Here is an 18,573-nt window from a genome sequence, read left to right on the forward strand (position 1 = left end):
TGTGTATATCGTAATACATCCAATCAAAGGCAGTAGCAAAGAAATCTATATGCCGCAAAATATTTACAACTAGGGAAGTCGCCGTAGCGATCTCGTCAATTACTATCTCCTCATCACTTAGACAGGTTATAGCCTGAAAAATCAGCGTCTGAAGTTACTTTTGCTAGCGTAGTGATATAGGGTTCACTACCTATCTAGCAAATAGCTAGGTGAAAAGGAGTTGAATAATATGGCTAATTTAAAATTGCGTCGCTTTGAAAATGTTAACGGCGATTTTTATGTAGATAGTAGCTGTATAGATTGTGATACCTGTCGCTGGATGACTCCTGAGGTATTTTATAGTGTTAACGAACAATCAGCAGTTTATCACCAACCTACGAATGAGCAAGAAAGATTAGCAGCATTACAAGCGCTTTTAGCTTGTCCCACTAGTTCTATTGGTACTTTAGAAAAGCCTAAAGATATCAAAATTGCTCAAGAAAGTTTTCCGATTTTAGTTGAAGATAATGTTTACCACTGTGGCTATCATTCAGAAAAATCTTATGCTGCTACTAGCTATTTTATTCAACATCCAGAAGGCAATATTTTAGTTGATTCTCCTAGGCTTACGCCGCCTTTAGTGAAGCGTCTAGAGGAGATGGGCGGAATTCGTTATATGTACTTGACCCACAAAGATGATATAGCCGATCATCAAAAGTTTGTCGAACATTTTCATTGTCAACGAATCCTTCATGCTGATGAAATTTCTGGAAGTACTCGCAATGTGGAAATCCAATTAACTGGTTTTGAACCATTCGCTTTAACTGGAGATATATTAATTATCCCAGTTCCCGGACACTCTAAAGGACACACTGTTCTACTTTATAAAAACAAGTTTCTGTTTACTGGCGACCATCTCGCTTGGTCAGAAGACATACATCAATTGATTGCGTTCCGAGATTTCTGCTGGTATTCCTGGTCAGAACAGATTAAATCAATGCAGAAATTAGCTAATTATTCGTTCGAGTGGGTGCTACCAGGACATGGGCGGCGTTTTCATGCTGATGTGGATACTATGCGCCAGCAAATGCACAAGTGTATTGAGTGGATGGAGTCAATGTAGTATCCACCACACTAAATTTGGATGGGTAAGGGAACTTAGATGCAAAGTACACGAAGAAAGATTTTCACAAGAAAATAGGGACGGAAAAGCCCACCCCTACTTTTTGCAAATTGGTATCAATTTCATTCCTGTGCTGGTGCTTAAGCCAAGTGGGAATCTATGGACTTTGCTGGAATCGCCATAGCATACTATCGATCAATCGCCATTCATCTAAGCCACCAGATACAAGCAGACGAAACATCCATATTGGTTCACCTCCTTCTACCTTTACACGCGGTAAAACCAAGGGATCAAGTTTTGGATTAATAGCACCGTGTTGGGAAGTAAAAGCCAATTTGTAGCCACTTTGTTTAAGAATTAGGGTTGTAGAATCGTTGAAATCAGCTAGTGTACCAAATGGATATGCGAAACTTGTTACCTTAAGCCCCAAATTTTTCTCTATGGCTTCACGTGACATTACGGCTTCTTGATGAGCTTCATCCATACTGATTTTGCCAAGGGAACGGTGGGTGTGGGCATGAGAACCAATGCTAACACCTGCTTCGGCAAGGGCTTCAACCTCTTTCCAGCTTAAATAAGCTTCTGTAGTATCACTATTTCTAAACTGATTATTTTGGCTGGCACTATCAATTTTACTTGTAGTGATAAAGGCAACTGCTGGTATCGAGTATTGCTTTAAAATCGGTAGTGCATTCGTATAAAGGCTCTGATGTCCGTCATCTACAGTAACCAGAACTGCATTTTTCGGAAGGTCTTTTTTCCCGGCTAAAAAATTCTCTATATCCGTCAAGGATACAACCAAATTTTGGTTTGCAATCCACTCCATTTGTGCTTGAAAATCATTTAATCCAACACAAAACGGATCGCGCTCAGAATCCCCAAAGCGATGGTAAGTGAGAACACGCACTGGGGAATCAGTCAACTGATTACTACTCAACGATAATTGTTTTGATGGTAGCGTTGCTAAACACATACCGTAGCGGGCAGTTTTTTTTAAATACCAACGAATAGGTTTAATTGAGTTCGATGTCATTGCTTATTATTACTCAGTCACGAGAGAGAACCATGCGGACAATAAATTTTGGATTACCAATAATATAACGTCGCCACTTCTTACCTGGTTGCTGAAGTAAAATTTGCAGCCACTCAAATCCTAACTGTCTAACCCATAATGAGGCACGTTTCAGGTTTCCTCCCCAATGATCAAAAAGTCCTCCAACACCAACACATACAGGGGCTTTGAGCCTGTGTTGATTTTTATATAGCCAATATTCCTGTAAAGGATTTCCCATCCCGACTAAAAGTAGATGAGGTTGTAAGGAATTAATTTCTTCTATTACCTCTATAGTCTCATCGTCTTTTATGTAACCATGATGGAATCCAGCTAATGTCCAACCTGGAAATTGCTTAGAAGTATACTCTGCTGCGTATTTTATGGTATCTGGATCTGCACCAAGTAAGTAATATCGATAACCACAGTTACTTGTTGCGTTAAAGAAATTAGGAATAAGATCAGTACCAACGAGATTGCTCTGGAGAATTTTACCGCGCAGTCTGGCTGCCCAACGAACTCCTGTACCATCTGCAAAAACTACGCTAGCACTATTTAAAACATCTCGATATTCAGGGTTATCAGTTGCTAAATTCAGAGTGTGAGCGTTGACAATGAAAATGTTATGAACTTTATCTGGCTCCTGTTTAATAAATGATTCCATCATCTCTACAGCACCAAGCTGTGATGTATCTGTGATTTGAACTTTTAGAACAGAAATCACTGAATTCCTCGCCATAACCCAAAATATATAATTAAAAACCGTGGTTATTTTAACAAATATGTATAACAAACGACAACTAACACGTGAAATAGATTTTATCCCCGTGCTGGTCAAATACTAGTTGAAGTATACGGAATTTGTTCAAAAATCAAATAGGAGTCCTATGCGATCGCCTTAGGCGTGGGCTTCGCATAGTCGCTCGTCGCGCCACAACTGATATAAGCGATTTGCTGGCATTGTCAAATATAAAATATCCCCAGGACTGAGTTGCGTTTCGAGTAAATCCCAGCCGTGAAAGGTTTGGCAACTCGATTCTACGTACAAAGGTACAAAGTCAGCAGACATGGCTACATCTTTGACTAATTGACCGCAAAATGGGTGTACCTGGGTAATCATCGTGGCAAAGGCTACCCAAAGGCTATCTGCGGTAATACCATTACCAAGGATGCGTCCCCCTAAGGCGGCGGCAGCAAAAGCTGGGGCGGCTAATTCCGCAGGGCTGAGAACAGCTTCAAAATCAAATACTTGTTGTGCCATACCCGCAAAATCGGGGTCGGCATAATGGACAATTACGGGGATGCTAGGTGATAATCCTTTGGCTTTCAGGGCAATCTCTAAGTTAATGGCATCGTTACTGGTCACAGCCAGCACTGCGGCAGCCGTATGTATATTACTGGCTTTGAGGATGGTGCGGAAGCTGGCATCGCCTTGAATTACCGGAATGCCGAGTCCGCGCGTAGTGTTAACAAATCTATTATTACTATCGGTTTCAATGACTACTACCTCATGTCCGCTAGCGTGGAGATCTTGGACAATTCTGACACCGATACCACTCAAGCCACAAACTATGTAGTGATGGCGCTGGGGAATGCGGGCTGCATCCCAAAATTGCTTGAAGCGGTTTCCCAGAACAAAATCGGTAAGCATTGCATACCAAATACCAATTACCGCCGCACCAACCAGCATCATTACCACAGTAAATAACTTAATACTATTGGGAGCAGATTCTACTACTTTGTCATTACCGCCGGCTCCGGTAATCATGCCAACAGCAAAATATAATGCATCAACAAAAGAGATATTTAAACTAGCAGAAACATAGGTAAGTGAGGCAAGCAAAATAATTACTAATAAAACCGCTGCCATTGCGACAACCGATTGGGCGTGTTTTTGAAATTGCTTCAGGCTAGTACAGACTTTTAGTAATTTTCTTACCCAAGATTTACGGATAGGACGGGTGCGGGGTTGGATACCAACAATAATGCGATCGCCTAATTTTAATTCTTGTCCAGATAGCACCGCCGCTACCAAATCCATATCGCCTTTTACGGGCAAATAATAAATTAGCATTCGGGAACGATCTTCCCATAAATCGCTCAGTTTACGACCCAACCAGGGATGATATTCATCAATATATTCTTCTTGAATCGGCCAAGTTTGTTGAAATAATTTGATTTGTCCGATCGCTTTATTACCTAATGCGGCAAAAGTAAATACTGGTGCTGCCAAACCGACAACACTCATACTTAAATGATCTGACAAAGTTTGGTCGAGACGCTCCGCCAAACTTGTATTATAAAAGCGATTAATAATCCGAATTTGCGGATTTAGCACCCGCGCTTGTAACATAATTGCTAAATTGCGCGCATCATCCGAACTAGTAATTACTAAAGTATGAGCTTGCTCAATTCCCGCTGCTGTTAGGGTAGCAGCTGTATGCAAATCGCCAATAATTACATCTCCAGCAGCTTCGCTAGGAATGGGTTTGTGATGAATACCAACGACAAACGCACCCTGCTGTCTTAGCAACCGAAAGACTTTATATCCAGTACGTCCTAAGCCACAAACAATAATTCGAGGTTTCATGAATTAGCAGCATTATCTGAGAAGGGCTGCATTCTGAGATATTGATTAATATTGTTGCCTACTTTCCTTGGCTAGAACTGTAGCTGACAACACGGTAATCTCAAATAAGATGGCACTTTTATCGGCTGCTACAAGTCAATATTATTTAGATAGCTTGGACGGGTAAAACTTCAATTTATGAGTAATTTGCTACAACTAAAAATTATTGGCGGTATTTTATGTCCGCTAGCGGTAGTGGGAACAATGTATGCTACTGCACAAGCACAACCACAGTCAGCACCGGGGCCAATTTCTGCACCTAATGTCACGCTAAATGTCCAACGTAGTGCCGGTAATTGTCCCGAAAAAGTTGGGTTATGGTGGTTGACACTGCCTTATGAAGGTGGTTCCGAACATACAGTAGTTGCAGATACTAGAGCTTTTGCAGATTCTAGTAAGTTAGTTTCATCTAATAAGCAAGTTGCCGAATTTGTATCACCTTTACGCGATGATTATGCTTCTTGTGTGGGTCAAACGCAGAGTCAAGAATATGGTTTTTATCGCGTGCAATTTAAGAATAAGCAAGCCTATTTTCGTGTAGATTTACGAAAAATTGATGCGCCTGCTAAGGAAATTACCTACAAAACTGTAACAGCTTCTCGTCCTTATTTGAGGTGGGCGATCGCAGACTAATACCGTTTCACTTTAAGATAGAGGTGGGGAGAAAGAATTAGAGATTCATCATGTGTATCGGGTATTTTGTGAAATCGTCAATTTCTCATACGAAGTTGCAATCAAAGATAATATCTGTCATTGCGACCGGAACGCAGTGAAGGGAAGCAATCTCATTAATTCCGATATATTACAACAGACTGCTACTTAGTATCAGTACTTTATGACGAAAGTCATAGTTTATTCATGACTTTTGTCTGAATGATTATTTGAGAAAAATAGTTTTAATAATTAATAGGAGCTAAACGCAGCTACTACTTAATAGTGGGTCAGGACATTAAAAAGTAGTAGCTGTTCAATCCTCGGTTAAAGCTAGTTCACTCCTCGTGGCATATAGTTGTGTTCTATTCACAGCTATATAAGCAGAATCAACAATCATTTCTCATTAATATCATTTAGAAGCTATTTGGCCGTAGCTTCTTTTTTTATACTCAATTTTCCTGTCTCCATCTGATTTTATTGATGAACTTATAGTAGTTACAAACTATTAGTCAAATATCAATAATTCATAGGGGCGCAAATCTTTGCACCCCTACCTCATATATTACTCGTCTTCTTTAATTAACTCCGCGAAGCTTGCGAGTATTGTCAACTAAACTTTGAGCAAATTGATCGAATCTTTGGGAGAGCTTTTCATCTAGTAGCTTACCTTCAGGATTGAACGCCCCCCAAGCTTGTCCAATTGCAATTTGTTCGGGAATCACCCAACCATGTACCCAACGAATAATCAGCCGCAGTTCATTGAGGGCGTTGCTATTCGACTGTCCCCCCAACACGCTAATCATTCCTGTGACTTTTCCAGACAGTTCTTCAAAACTCAACAAATCTAGCGCATTTTTCAGCACACCACTCACGCCGCCATGATACTCAGGTGTAGCTAAAATTAAACCATCGGCATGAGTTACTGTATCTCGTAAGCGTTGCACATCTGGGTATTCTGGGTATTCTTTGCCACCATTGCAAAATGGTAGCTGCATCTGCCGCAAATCGAGGATTTCTACTTCTGCTCCTAGTGCTTCTACCCTTTGTGCTGCTAGTTGTAAAGCAATCTGGGTATAGGAGTTGGATCTTAAGCTACCACCGATACCAACAATTTTTACCATAAATTCACCTACACAGTGGATAACAAAATTGAATAATTAGCTACTATCACTAAATTTTTTGAAAAACGGACTCATTACGATTATGTTTATCTTAGCGATTTATTGCGTTATATGTCAAATTGCAATACTCAGGAGAATTTGATGATAAGTGAGTAAAACACAGCTAAGTCCGAATTTTGTCAGAATAGATACTATGTATGCAACTTAATGAGCGATATAAGCATCAACCAATCCAGTAAGTAACTCAAAGTCAGTTTTCTAGGCCATTCCCCTGACAAATGGGAGCCTATTCCTAAAACCTGATGAATACACACTGGGAAATGGTTTTGTGTGGAAGCTAAACTAGATGAGAAAACAATTATTTCCCGTTATTTCAATTTTTGTTAGAAGAATAGGCATAAAATCAGCGCTCAAGCTTTTGCCAGCAGGAAAAGGGTAATTATTATGACAGTTGTAGGTAAAAAAGCATTGAATAAACAGCGATCGGCAAAGCGTGTTCCTTGGACTGGCGCTTTAGCAGCCAGCTTAATCTTACTGCCAGGGATTTTAGCTGGCAATCCAGCCTTGGCACAAAAAGCAGAGCGCAACTCCTTAAGCTATGGGGAGTTGATTAAAAAAACAGAAAAAGGTGAAGTGGCAAAAGTCGAGCTTGATGAAGCCGAACACATAGCAAAGGTCTTTTTAGTTGGTCAAAAAGAGCCAATACAAGTAAAACTTCTAGAGCAAAACCCAGAGTTAATTAATCGGCTCAAAGAGAAAAATGTCGATTTTGCCGAGGTTTCCTCTGCTAATAGTAGAGCCGCCGTTGGCTTATTGATTAACTTGATGTGGATTTTACCACTAGTAGCTTTAATGCTCTTGTTCCTGCGGCGCTCTACGAATGCTTCTAGCCAAGCGATGAATTTTGGTAAATCTCGCGCTCGTTTTCAAATGGAAGCGAAAACCGGGGTAAAATTTGACGATGTTGCAGGCGTAGAAGAAGCAAAAGAAGAACTGCAAGAAGTCGTCACTTTCTTGAAACAGCCAGAAAGATTTACTGCTGTAGGCGCGCGGATTCCTAAGGGAGTGCTGTTAATTGGCCCTCCTGGTACGGGTAAGACTTTACTAGCAAAAGCGATCGCAGGGGAAGCTGGCGTACCATTCTTTAGCATTTCCGGCTCAGAATTTGTGGAAATGTTTGTGGGTGTGGGTGCATCCCGCGTCCGTGACTTATTCAAAAAAGCCAAAGAAAATGCTCCTTGTCTGATATTCATCGATGAAATTGACGCTGTAGGTAGACAAAGAGGTGCAGGAATTGGTGGCGGTAACGACGAAAGAGAGCAAACTCTAAATCAGTTGCTCACGGAAATGGATGGTTTTGAAGGTAACACTGGCATCATTATTATTGCTGCCACAAACCGTCCTGATGTACTTGATGCAGCCTTACTTCGTCCCGGACGCTTCGACCGCCAGGTAATTGTTGATGCACCGGATCTAAAAGGGCGCTTGGATATTTTAAAAGTTCACGCTCGGAATAAGAAAATCGATCCTAGCGTATCTCTAGATGCGATCGCACGCCGCACACCTGGATTTACAGGCGCAGATTTAGCAAACTTACTTAACGAAGCAGCAATTCTCACCGCCAGACGCCGCAAAGAAGCGATTACCATCCTCGAAATTGATGATGCGGTAGATCGGGTAGTCGCAGGAATGGAAGGAACCGCTTTAGTAGATAGTAAGAGCAAGCGGTTAATTGCTTACCACGAAGTTGGACACGCCTTAGTTGGAACCTTAATTAAAGACCACGATCCCGTACAGAAAGTCACGCTTATTCCTCGCGGACAAGCGCTGGGATTAACTTGGTTCACTCCCAACGAAGAACAAGGTTTAATTTCTCGTTCCCAACTCAAAGCCAGAATTACCTCTATTTTGGGTGGTCGCGCTGCTGAGGAAGTTGTTTTTGGTAAGCCAGAAGTAACTACTGGTGCTGGAGATGACCTGCAAAAAGTCACAAATTTAGCACGACAAATGGTAACTAAGTTTGGGATGTCCACTTTAGGCCCGTTATCTTTAGAAAATCAGAGTGGAGAAGTCTTTTTAGGTCGCGATTGGATGAATAAATCAGAGTATTCTGAAGAAATTGCTGCCAAAATTGATGCTCAAGTCCGAGAAATTATCAGCAGTTCCTACCAAACTGCAAAATCAATATTGGAACAAAACCGCGTAGCTTTAGAACGCCTTGTAGATTTATTATCAGATCAAGAGACAATTGAAGGTGAACTATTCCGCAAAATTGTTGCCGAACACGCTCAAGTAGCTGATGAGAAAATAGCTGTGTCTCATTAGTACTGAAGCCAGGAGTTGTTATTATATTAACTACTGGCTAGATTAAATCAACGAGTAATTAATTATCCTCTTGTTCCCTTGTCATTTTTCATAAATGGCAAGGAAATTTTTTTTCTTGAGCCTACCTTCTGCAATCTACCTTTCTCCAGTCATACCAAGTTGCAATCAAAGATAGTATCTGTCATTACCACCTAAGGAAGCAATCTCATTAATTGTGATGTACTACAACTTAGTATAAGTTCTAGATTTTTACTCAATTTCAGAAATTCATTGTTCAGCCAGTGTAGGAATTACTGTCTAGTTCCTAAATTCCTATTTTATGAATTGTTGGACTTCACTATTTCGCCCATGTTTAATCGCAACTTTATTAAGTGTAGCTATTGCTCAAGATACTGTTGCTACATCATGCATCTCACCAAATAATTGTAATTATGCTGCTTATCAAGGTGAGAAAAGTTACCGTGAATACGATCGCGGTGAGCATCCTTATAGAACAGGTATTACAATTATGCTCATAACTTTTATTACGACAAAAATAGCTAAATCTGCATTAAAGTCGTGGCTGCTTAAACCCTAAAATACAGCATAATTCATAATTATCACAGGCTTTATACTTAGGTTTAGCACTAGACAACTCTACAGAATATCAAGATATTTACTCAAGTTATTCTACTAAGTCAATTTGAATAAGTATTTAATTATCAATTAATCAGATGATCGTTTACCAGGCGTAGATAAACCCCACGACAAAAGAAGTAAATATAGCTGGAAGAGTCATACATTATTTTCCTTGGTTTCCAAGCTCCAGATTAGCTGATGGTTAATCTGGAGTTTTTATTTTTTGATACCGAGAATCTTGCGATGATGCTCTAATGCTGACTTTGATACCAATTCTATGTGAGGCTACACATTCATATAATTGAAAAATAGCTCGACATAAGTCGATGAGTATCTTACACTTTCCCCGCAAGGGGGCTGAAACTTGAAGATGGACGGGAGATATCAGACGTTACGGACAGTTTCTACAATCACTTTCCCCGCAAGGGAACTGAAACTTTACGCTTAGTTTGTTCGCGTTTTTGACTGCCAGCCCAAGGTTTCCACCATTACTTTCCCCGCAAGAGGACTAAAACTCTTGAAGGTGATCGCTTGTACCTTGTCTTCCCAGGGTTTGCATAACCACTTTCCCCGCAAGGGGACTAAAAAATGGGTTTGACCTTGCGCTTTTCGCTAGTCTTATCCCAGTAATTTTTTAAAAAGTGCGATCGCTTCGAGAATTTAGGGAAAAGCGATCGCGTAAAATAAATAAGTTCGTAGCTAACTACAAACTCATCAAATTACCTCAAGTTTGCACAACTTTTTGGTGGTAAAGGCTGAGGATTTAAAGCACTAATAACTCCAGGATTACCTACAGCAGTTGAATTTAATTGAGAATTTAATTTAGGAGTTGGAGCCGGATCGTCTTGCTTGGGGCCGATAGCTAAAATACCTCTGTCTCGTCCCAAAATTTCTGATTGGGAATGGGGACGGGGTGGAAATCCCGGAACGCGCGTTCCGCACCAATCGTCTGGATCGGAATTACCAACACCAGAAATACCATTTAATTGAATTGCATGAGGTAAAATTGGTTGCGATCCAGCGAAAGCAGGACTAACTGCATTGATACTTAAAAATGTACCTATTACCGCCAAAGTTAAAGAAGGTTTCAACATAAATACTCCATCATTAACTATCTTTGAGTTTTCTACCTTCATTAACTACATAGGTATGACAGAGGTAGTTTATGCATGAAGATAAAATTGTTCAAAAAAAACCACAGATATTCATCGGTGTCCGGTGTTTATCTGTGGTTAGCAGTCATCAATCAATTAAGATTTATCTATTTGGGGTGATGAGAGATTTTGGTAACTCTACAGGAACTCTCACCTTTGTAGATTTTTGAAAGTAGTCGCGAGAATAATAATTTTGCCGACCACTGTTATCTAAAAATTGAGTGAAGCTTTGCAACATGATTTGAGAGCCAGCATGGTCTAAGGTTAATAAGGTGTTAGAAAAACCTTTGTTGTAGTTGGCTGTTGCATAAGTGTGATTAGTATCTTGCACGTTAAGTCCATAGGTTGTTACTGGTGCAGTTCCCCAATCACAATCTGTAGGATGACATTTACCAAACACTTGAATATTTAATTTATTACTACCTGCTGAAGTAATGACTACGCGAGTTACGCCACGAGTGTTACTATCTTTATTGACCCAAGTACCAACAAAATCAGCAGGTGCAGCCAAGGTTGGGCTAACTAAAGCAGCAGCTAAACTTACACTAGAAACAGCGATCGCTAAAGAACGTTTGAACATTTTACTAGTACTCCATTATTAGTAATTGTGTTTTGGTTTATCGATAAGACAACCCTTAATACTTGTCAGCAATATCTCAGAAATATATCGGCGTTTATCGGCGTACATCGGCGGTTAAAATTTCTTTTATTACCGCCACTTTTCACTCCAAGCACCTGTGACATCAATACCACCACCAGCAGGAGTTAACTTCAAAGAACCCCAACCAAATGTGTTACAAATTGGGCCGAAACCATTCCCACAAATATCGCCTGCACCATAACCATTGAACGAACGAGTACCGATGTGGGAATAAGTAGAACCTCCCCAATTACCGTTACCAAACCAAGTTGTATTTTTTGGCCCTACACGGAGAACACAACGCAAACCTTCACCTTTGCGAGTTCCATTTAGATCGGAAACTTTGTATTCATCAAAATAGCCACCACAAGTTCTAGGTCTAGGTAAAGGCTGATAGTTAGTAGCATTGACTAATTGCCATTGTTCATTCCATGCACCCGTAACACGAATTGTTGCAGGATTAAGGATTTGTATCCTCAGATTTCCAGGAAAATTATTGTTAATATCTTCACCGTTTCCGTGAATATCTGAGGCAAAACCAACTAAGTTAGAACCTCGGTAAATCGCTTGTCCTACGTGGCGATAGGTAGCACCACCCCAATTACCTTCGCCGTACCACGCTAATTTAGGAATCGTCGTTCCTGGTCTACCTTCGCTGAATTTGACGCAACGGATACCTTGACCTTGACGGTTATCTAAAGGTTTAACAATATATGTTCGAGTATGGGGGCCACAACTAAAGCTTGGTAGTTGAGCGAGATGTATATTTTGTGATATAGGTATTTGAGCAAAAGCACTGCTTACAGTAGATAGGGCTACCATACTACCAAGTGCTAAAGATTTCATTGAAAGTCGCAACATGATTCTCGTTTGGTGTAGTAAAGTTTGTGGAGGCACTCTTAAACGCCTTCACTACTTCTCTAGGTAGGCTTCGAGTTTTTTATGCACCCTCGCCAAAGCATCATTGAAATTTTTTCAACTTTTGTGCAATTCGATGCCGATCGCTTCAGTCATTGGGCGACAGAATCAAGATTGCGTAGTAGTATGCAAGGTTGTGTCAAACGCACACCGCAAGAAACTTCTGAGTTCTTTTGGTCGCTTTATTGGTATAAGTTTTGGCAGCTTCCTGAATCTCAATTTTTGGCGAAGCAACATCTAACTGCTTACTTGCAAGAATCCTGCTATTGGGTATCCCAAAAAACTGTGAATGGTTTCGCCAGTACTCAGTATCAATTATCAGACTGTTTTCAGATAGCGATCGCGCAGATCGATCGCGTCCTCAAAGGTTTCAACCCCAGTCAAGGTCATACGCTGAAAAACTACGCCGGCCCCATCTTTGCAAGTGCAATCCGCGAAACTTTGCGCCAGCGTCACGAAGTTGATATCTGTACAGATTGGGGACTGTTACGTAAAGTCTCGCAAAAGCGATTGCAGGAGGCTTTGCAAAATGCTGGTTTATCTAAAGAAGATATTCATGCTTATATCCTTGCTTGGAATTGTTTTAAAACCTTTTATGTTCCCACTCAAGTCGGGACTTCGCGCAAGCTGACTCGACCAGACGACCAAACATGGGAAGCGATCGCCAAAGCTTATACTTCTCAAAGTAACCAGCAAATAGCCATCCCAACCCTTGAGAAGTGGTTGCTAACTACAGCCAAAGCCACTCGCAAATATCTTTATCCCACTCCGGAATCTCTCAATATTACCCAAGGCAGTGATGATTCCTGGGAACTATTAGATAATCTCCCAGGTAATCAACAACCATCCTTAATTCAGGAAATTATTACCCAAGAAGAAGAACAAACTAGAACTTCTCAACAAACTGAAATTAATCAGGTTTTAGTTGCGGCGATCGCTCAATTAGAACCAGAGGTACAACAGATTGTACAACTGTACTATGCTCGTGGACTCAATCAGGATAAAATCGCCAAACAGCTAGAAATCAAGCAGTATACTGTATCGCGGCGATTGACAAAAGCCAGGGAAAATTTGCTGAAATCTTTAGCTAATTGGAGTCGAGACACCCTGCATATTTCCATCACTCCAGATCTACTCAAAAGTATGAGTACAGTAATGGAAGAGTGGCTGCAAAGTTACTACGGTGTACCTCCTCAATAACTGAGACGCGGGGACGCAAAGAAATGACAAATCACAAATGACCAATGACTAATGACAAATGACAAATTTCTGGAGGAACCGCCATGACTACATTTACTTTTGCCAACCCCACTGATTTAATTTTAGAAATTCCCGCTAACGCCCAAAATCAGGCGGATCTCCAGAGTTCATCTTTTTCTAACCCCACTTCTCGCTATCAAGGTTATATTAATGAACTTTGCCTGAGTGCTGTCTTGCCTTGGTTGCAAGAGGATTTTACATCACAGGCAAAGGTCTGGCCAACTACCACTGCTTTACCTAGTTTTTGGGAACTGGTAAATGGAACCGCAGTCGTAGTTGACGCCACTCGATTTATTTTGGTTCCTAGTGAAACCATTGATTTAAGTGAATTACGCGTACCTCAAGAATGGGTGGATTTACCTAGTTGGGCTGGTGATTATTATTTAGCAGTGCAAGTCGAACCAGATGAAGGTTACGTTAGGATTTGGGGTTACAGTACTCACGAAAAATTGAAGAATCAAGGCAATTATGATGCAGGCGATCGCACTTATTCTTTAGACGTGACTGAAATTATTAATGATATAAGCTTGTTAGCGGTAACTCAAGAACTTTGCCCGCAAGCAAACACACGCACCGCAATTTCACCTCTGCCCAACCTACCACAACAACAAGCCCAAAACCTGATTGCTCGCCTGGGAAAGTCGGAAGTGCTAACACCTCGGTTAGCAATCCCTTTTCAACTTTGGGGTGGGTTAATTGAACACGGGGGTTGGCGACAAAGCTTATATCAACAACGCTTGGGATTACCAGAACAATGGTCAGTGCTGCGATGGTTGCAACGCGGCGTTTCGCAAGCAGCAGAAAATATTGGTTGGGGACGCTTGAATTTACAATTGAGTTTTGTCGGTGGTAAAGGTGTAGAAGAAGCACAAGCAGATTCTATTCTGTCTCGGCAATTGGCGATCGCTGGTCAAACATACGAACTATTAGTTATACCGCAAGGCGAACCAGATGCACCGATCTGGCGATTTGAATTGCGTAACGCCACAGTAGGCACAGCCATCCCAGGTGGATTTAAACTGCGACTACTCACCGAAGATTTACAACCATTCCCTAATAACGAAGATATCGCGACAACTGCGGTAGAACAACTTTTCGTAGAAGTTGCCTTAGAACCTGGTGAAAGTATAGTTTGGGAAATAGAACCTCTCCCAGAAAACTACGATCGCGAAATACTCAAATTTTAAGCTTTAGTTTGGCTTTTTTTATAGATACTAATATGGGGAATTATTTCCTCAATCCACCTATAAATAAAAAGCCATGAGAGAAAAACCAAAACCACAAATGCGTATCTGGGCGATGTTTTGCCATCTCTCGGCTTTATTAGCTTGGATTTTATTGTTTTTCTTAGTATTTCTCGGAATTCCTGTATATTTACCATTAAATATTTTAGTTCCACTGATAATTTGGCGATTAAAAAAAGCCAAATCGCCGTGGATTGATTTCCAAGGTAAAGAATCTTTAAATTTTCAAATATCCCTGACGGTCTATATTTTGATTGTGATAATTATATCCTTATTGCTGATGTTAACTATATGTGGTATTGCTATCACCACTAATAGCACGGGCAAAGAAATCAAGACTCTTTTAGATACTTTATTATTCGTGTGGTTATTGTTAACTTCATCAATGATATTATTGCAATTATTTTTAGTTAATTTTGCTGCAATGAAAGCTTACAAAGGCGAGCATTATCGTTATCCCTGGACAATTAGATTTTTAAGATAATTAATAATTTCCCATGTCTATTTAAACTTATACAAATTCAGAGAAATATCTGGTTATATCATGTCCGGCTGATTAGTTATGAATCCTGCATCTGTGCAAAAAACTGAAAACTCTTTCTCCCCCTACTCCTTGTCCTCTTCTTTTACTACTGAGTATTAACCATCGCCACAATTGTAGATATAGGTACTTCTGCAAAATACTCTTTCTGAAATTGTTCTTCACGAACAGCTGCTAAAAACTTGGCAATAGCAGCATCGGCTTGGGTTTGCGAGACATTTTTGGGTTCTTGGCTAATGCGCAAATAATTGTCTTGGCGTTGCAGAGTAAATCCTAAATATTTTAAAGCTCTGATACCTAAAAGTAAGGTTTGGTCGCCAATGCCCAGTTTGTCTAAAAGTTGGACGCGGGTAACTAGGTGATTGGTGCGACTGAGGTATTTAGCAATTCCTACCAGAGTTAGCCAAATTTCAGCAGGTGGTTGCTGGTGGGGTTTAGTCCAGGCGATCGCCAGTTGTTGATGATTGTAAAGACTCCGCTTCCACCAAGCGCGTAAATCATCCCAACTAGCAGGACATTCTTCCAGAATCAGTGCTGAGTTCTGCTTTTTGAGTTCAGATTGTTCTCGATCGCGCCAGTCTAAAATCAGTTCTGAATTGTGAGTAGTAAATACTGAGTTAGCGCTGGGACGAACAGCTATTAATCTAATTTCATAGCGTTTTTTAAAGGTGTTGTAGTCCAACTCAGCTATGCAATCACATCTACCAATAGGTAATTCATCTTTGTAATGTCCCCACCAAATACCCGGAAAAGCATTTCTCGTAGAATCATCGCGAATATCAAAATCGGTTTTAATGTACTGGATTTTTTTCCCTTGAGAATCTTGTTGATTGCGGTGCCAAGCATTTTCAAACCAGCAATTTTGAATTAAAAGTTTCGGGACGGGATTACCCATTCCACAAGGTTCTAAGACTTTTAATTCTAAAAATAAATCTTTTCCTAAATCTGCTACTGTAACTGCAATGTCTGCTTGCACTGTGGGCGTGAGAGTTTTTCCTCCCAATGATTGCCGCAACCTTTGATTAATTGCTTCTGAAAATAAGGGAATATTTTCTACTGGCATACTCAACCCGGCAGCATAAGGATGTCCGCCAAAGCGATGTAATAGATGTGCTTGGTCTTTGACTAGTTGGTATAAATCGACAGAATTTATTGAACGGGCAGAACCCCTAGCAAGGGAGGAAGATGCAGGGATACCATTCTCCCCATCTTCGGAAATAGGGCTTTCTGTACTCAACAAAATCGTTGGGCGACCTGTTTCTTGTGCTACTTGTCCAGCCACTAAGCCCAACACGCCTACAGGCCATTGGGCGTCTGCTAGCACGATCGCACTGGTGGTAGACAAATCTAATTGGCTAAGTTTTTGCGCTACTTGGGTTTGGACATCTTTCTGCAAAGACTTACGGCGGGCGTTGGCTAGTTCTGTGTCTTCTGCTAGTTCGTGACAGCGTTTGAGGTCTCGGCTGGTGAGTAATTCTACACAAAAGCTAGCATCGCCTTGAATGCGGCTAACTGCATTGATCCGCGGCCCCAAACCAAAAGAAATATCTGTGGGGCGATCGCCACTTTTTTGGCATAGTTCTAATAATCTGCCTACCCCCGGTCGTCGCCGTGCTGCGGGTGGTTGCTTAAAATCTTCCTGTAAACGTTGAATTCCCAATTGTGCTAAATAGCGACAATCGCCACTTAACTGCACCAAATCAGCAATTAACCCTACTGCCACTAAATCTAATAAATCTTCTAAAGGATGTTTTGCTACATTAGGCAGAGCTTGATATAGTGCTTCTACTAATTTATAAGCTACCGCCACCCCAGAAAGATTATATAGCGGATGTTCATTCGGCAAATTGCGGGGGTTGATAATTGCCTTAACTGGTGGGCGTTCTGTGGGTAATGTGTGATGGTCTGTAACTATGACATCAATGCCTAGCTTTTGAGCATAAATAATTTCATCAATATTTGTGCTGCCAGTATCGCAAGTAACAATTAATGTAAAACCTTCTTTTGCTAAGTTATCAATACCTGAATTGTTGAGTCCGTGGGATTCTTTGAGGCGATTGGGAATGTAATAAGTTAACTGCAAGTTTTGGACAAAAAATTGCCCCAAACCATCCCAAAGCACAGATGTAGAAGTAATTCCATCAGCATCAAAGTCTCCCCAAATCGCCACTTTCTCACCAGCATTGCGTGCTTGTTGCAAACGCGCGACAGCTAAATGCATTTCTTCCCCAAACTCAAAGGGGCTAGCTGGTTGGTAGGCTTTGTAGTTGACAAAACCTTCTAATTGGGATTTATCTTGAATACCCCGTTGCCATAATAATTGTGCTGCATAAAGTCCACTTGATGCAGGGGTATACTTTTTCACTGCTTGGATAAACCACTCTGGTGGCTGTTCAGTTGCGGCTAGAGTCCACTGCATTTTTTAAAGAAAGGAGATGAGGGAGTGTGGGGAGTGTGGGGAGACAAGGGAGAAAAGGGAGACAGGGAGGACAAGGGAGATATAAGTACTATTAACTTTTGACTTTTGACTCTTGACTATTCATCATTAATGATTAAATCTACCTGAGGTTCATGTACTAGGGGATTAAGGACTACTTCACTAGAAAATCCCTCAGGCTTACGGGTGCGAATAGCAGCAGGACGCGATCGCCTATAACCTGCTCTTTCAGCTTTTTGATGTTCATAATCAATCAGTCTGCCATAATGTGGATGCTTGCTGAGATTCATCGACAAGAAAATATGCTGACGAGTATTGCCAAAACCTTTGCGGTTGAAAAACTTAACTGCTGATGTATTGGTGGGATCTGTGTCTACCAGCATGAACCGCGCCCCGTCTTCAATCATCCGGGCGACGACTTTATCAACTAACTTATCTGCTACTCCCCGACGTTGAAATTGCGGATCGACTCCTAGCCACAAAATATAACCGTAAGTCCAAGATGCTTTGGTAATAATAGTTCCTAAAATAAATCCGGCGAGTTCGCCATCTATTTCAGCCACTAAGCAATATTCTGGGTCTGTGTTGTAAAGTCCAATCACCTCCCATTCGTCCCAAGTTCTATACAAATAAGGATATAAATCGCTGGTAAATAATTCTTCTCCTAAGTGGTACACAGGAGCTATATCATCAATTCCTAATTCACGGACATAAACTGTGTCCGTGTCATCAATATTTGTCATAGTAGTTATTTGTCATTTGTCATTGGTCATTTGTCCTCTCTTACAAAGTTCTGATCCGAGGAAACCTCGGCTCCGACTTTGCGCTTTGTCATTCGTTATTTCCCCCTTTTCTCCCCACCCTCCCCACACTCCCTCA

At 40.9% G+C, this 18,573-nt stretch carries 16 protein-coding genes; 7 read left to right on the forward strand and 9 right to left on the reverse strand.

Annotated elements, in window-relative coordinates; translation table 11 throughout:
- Positions 1 to 229: 229 nt before the first annotated feature.
- Positions 230 to 1,102 (forward strand): MBL fold metallo-hydrolase, encoded by an 873-nt coding sequence (locus AACU33_RS24245; RefSeq protein WP_096591302.1) that lies wholly within the window; start codon positions 230 to 232, stop codon positions 1,100 to 1,102.
- 157 nt (positions 1,103 to 1,259) lie between these two features.
- Here AACU33_RS24245 and AACU33_RS24250 read toward each other — a convergent pair whose 3' ends face one another.
- The 3 genes from AACU33_RS24250 to AACU33_RS24260 all read right to left on the reverse strand — a co-directional run bounded on the left by AACU33_RS24250 (position 1,260) and on the right by AACU33_RS24260 (position 4,743).
- A complete protein-coding gene (locus AACU33_RS24250) occupies positions 1,260 to 2,135 on the reverse strand; it encodes a polysaccharide deacetylase family protein (RefSeq protein WP_096591304.1) in 876 nt (291 codons plus the stop codon).
- Between the two features lie 13 nt (positions 2,136 to 2,148).
- On the reverse strand, positions 2,149 to 2,892 hold the full coding sequence (locus tag AACU33_RS24255) for a WecB/TagA/CpsF family glycosyltransferase (protein WP_096591306.1): 744 nt from the start codon (positions 2,890 to 2,892) through the stop codon (positions 2,149 to 2,151).
- 159 nt (positions 2,893 to 3,051) lie between these two features.
- Positions 3,052 to 4,743 (reverse strand): potassium channel family protein, encoded by a 1,692-nt coding sequence (locus AACU33_RS24260; protein WP_096591308.1) that lies wholly within the window; start codon positions 4,741 to 4,743, stop codon positions 3,052 to 3,054.
- Positions 4,744 to 4,920: 177 nt separating this feature from the next.
- Between AACU33_RS24260 and AACU33_RS24265 the strand changes: the two genes are divergently transcribed.
- Positions 4,921 to 5,415: a hypothetical protein gene (locus tag AACU33_RS24265; protein ID WP_096591310.1), complete on the forward strand. Its 495-nt coding sequence runs from the start codon at positions 4,921 to 4,923 to the stop codon at positions 5,413 to 5,415.
- 596 nt (positions 5,416 to 6,011) lie between these two features.
- Here AACU33_RS24265 and AACU33_RS24270 read toward each other — a convergent pair.
- The gene (locus tag AACU33_RS24270; protein ID WP_096591312.1) at positions 6,012 to 6,557 is read right to left on the reverse strand and encodes an NADPH-dependent FMN reductase; all 546 of its coding nucleotides are present in this window, start codon (positions 6,555 to 6,557) and stop codon (positions 6,012 to 6,014) included.
- 444 nt (positions 6,558 to 7,001) lie between these two features.
- On the opposite strand from AACU33_RS24270, the gene ftsH reads away from it, so the two are divergent.
- Positions 7,002 to 8,882: an ATP-dependent zinc metalloprotease FtsH gene (gene ftsH, locus AACU33_RS24275; protein ID WP_096591314.1), complete on the forward strand. Its 1,881-nt coding sequence runs from the start codon at positions 7,002 to 7,004 to the stop codon at positions 8,880 to 8,882.
- Positions 8,883 to 9,201: 319 nt separating this feature from the next.
- Entirely contained in the window at positions 9,202 to 9,459 is a 258-nt protein-coding gene (locus AACU33_RS24280) for a hypothetical protein (protein WP_096591316.1), read from the forward strand.
- A gap of 760 nt (positions 9,460 to 10,219) precedes the next feature.
- On the opposite strand, the gene AACU33_RS24285 is transcribed toward AACU33_RS24280, so the two are convergent.
- The 3 genes from AACU33_RS24285 to AACU33_RS24295 form a co-directional block, all read right to left on the reverse strand.
- The gene (locus AACU33_RS24285; protein WP_096591318.1) at positions 10,220 to 10,594 is read right to left on the reverse strand and encodes a hypothetical protein; all 375 of its coding nucleotides are present in this window, start codon (positions 10,592 to 10,594) and stop codon (positions 10,220 to 10,222) included.
- Between the two features lie 163 nt (positions 10,595 to 10,757).
- Positions 10,758 to 11,234, reverse strand: coding sequence for a hypothetical protein (locus tag AACU33_RS24290; protein WP_096591320.1), 477 nt, complete (start codon positions 11,232 to 11,234; stop codon positions 10,758 to 10,760).
- Between the two features lie 129 nt (positions 11,235 to 11,363).
- The gene (locus AACU33_RS24295; RefSeq protein ID WP_096595369.1) at positions 11,364 to 12,155 is read right to left on the reverse strand and encodes a hypothetical protein; all 792 of its coding nucleotides are present in this window, start codon (positions 12,153 to 12,155) and stop codon (positions 11,364 to 11,366) included.
- Between the two features lie 81 nt (positions 12,156 to 12,236).
- On the opposite strand from AACU33_RS24295, the gene AACU33_RS24300 reads away from it, so the two are divergent.
- The 3 genes from AACU33_RS24300 (at position 12,237) to AACU33_RS24310 (ending at position 15,200) form a co-directional block, all read left to right on the forward strand.
- Entirely contained in the window at positions 12,237 to 13,412 is a 1,176-nt protein-coding gene (locus AACU33_RS24300; protein ID WP_096591322.1) for a sigma-70 family RNA polymerase sigma factor, read from the forward strand.
- An 83-nt stretch (positions 13,413 to 13,495) separates the two neighbouring features.
- Positions 13,496 to 14,659 (forward strand): DUF1822 family protein, encoded by a 1,164-nt coding sequence (locus tag AACU33_RS24305; RefSeq protein WP_096591324.1) that lies wholly within the window; start codon positions 13,496 to 13,498, stop codon positions 14,657 to 14,659.
- A 73-nt stretch (positions 14,660 to 14,732) separates the two neighbouring features.
- On the forward strand, positions 14,733 to 15,200 hold the full coding sequence (locus AACU33_RS24310) for a DUF4870 domain-containing protein (RefSeq protein WP_096591326.1): 468 nt from the start codon (positions 14,733 to 14,735) through the stop codon (positions 15,198 to 15,200).
- Between the two features lie 145 nt (positions 15,201 to 15,345).
- Here AACU33_RS24310 and recJ read toward each other — a convergent pair whose 3' ends face one another.
- Both recJ and AACU33_RS24320 read right to left on the reverse strand, forming a co-directional pair.
- Positions 15,346 to 17,676 (reverse strand): single-stranded-DNA-specific exonuclease RecJ, encoded by a 2,331-nt coding sequence (gene recJ, locus AACU33_RS24315; protein ID WP_096591328.1) that lies wholly within the window; start codon positions 17,674 to 17,676, stop codon positions 15,346 to 15,348.
- Positions 17,677 to 17,792: 116 nt separating this feature from the next.
- The gene (locus tag AACU33_RS24320) at positions 17,793 to 18,437 is read right to left on the reverse strand and encodes a GNAT family N-acetyltransferase (RefSeq protein ID WP_096591330.1); all 645 of its coding nucleotides are present in this window, start codon (positions 18,435 to 18,437) and stop codon (positions 17,793 to 17,795) included.
- Positions 18,438 to 18,573: the final 136 nt, after the last annotated feature.

Source organism: Calothrix sp. NIES-2098 (assembly GCF_963875125.1).
Taxonomy (GTDB): domain Bacteria; phylum Cyanobacteriota; class Cyanobacteriia; order Cyanobacteriales; family Nostocaceae; genus Aulosira.